The sequence below is a fragment of the Syntrophomonas sp. UBA5494 genome, from assembly GCF_002426325.1.
In genome coordinates this window covers 1-528 of sequence record NZ_DIPG01000022.1, presented here as the reverse complement: position 1 = coordinate 528, position 528 = coordinate 1, and the positions used below count along the sequence as shown (strand labels likewise).

At 50.6% G+C, this 528-nt stretch carries 1 protein-coding gene; it reads right to left on the bottom strand.

Annotated elements, in window-relative coordinates; genetic code table 11:
- Positions 1–48 precede the first annotated feature (48 nt).
- Positions 49–198, bottom strand: coding sequence for a hypothetical protein (locus tag B3W37_RS02545; protein WP_483174681.1), 150 nt, complete (start codon positions 196–198; stop codon positions 49–51).
- Between the last annotated feature and the right edge of the window lie 330 nt (positions 199–528).

Sequence of the window (528 nt, the reverse complement as noted above, 5' to 3'; positions counted from 1 at the left end):
TGTATCCAAGTGAGAACCACACAAGTTAAATGGCATAATAATGATGCTTTATGCGGCAACGGCAGCGGGGATTGCGGCTGGTTCAAATCCATAAACCTCACCGACATAGCGAGCCAGGCGCAAGTCCTTCACCCCGATACTCACTCCCGCCATTCGGGCCAGTTTACGAACCGTGGCATATATCTGGCCCGGCTTCATTGACCAGCCCGGCCCTGGTCCTACGAATAAGCAATCTCCCTTTAATATCGGCCTGAGGATACCGTAGTGTTCCAAGGCCAGACAGGCCCGGGCATGCAGGGCTACCTTACGGTCACCGATCTGGATAAACCATCAAAGAAAAAAGTTAATCCCCGGCTCGCCTGGTGAAGTTCGAGCCGGGAATTTGACGCTACCGCCCAGTGTTCAATCAATCCAAACAGGTTTTCTCTTCTCAAGAAAGGCTTGAATACCCTCTTCGCAATCCTTGGTCGTACTGTTTAAAACCATCACTTCATTGGCATAGTTCAAGGCCTTGAAGTCGTCCATGTT

Coding starts and splice junctions, on each gene's coding strand:
- B3W37_RS02545 (WP_483174681.1), bottom strand. CDS start 198: ATGAAGCCGGGCCAGATATATGCCACGGTTCGTAAACTGGCCCGAATG.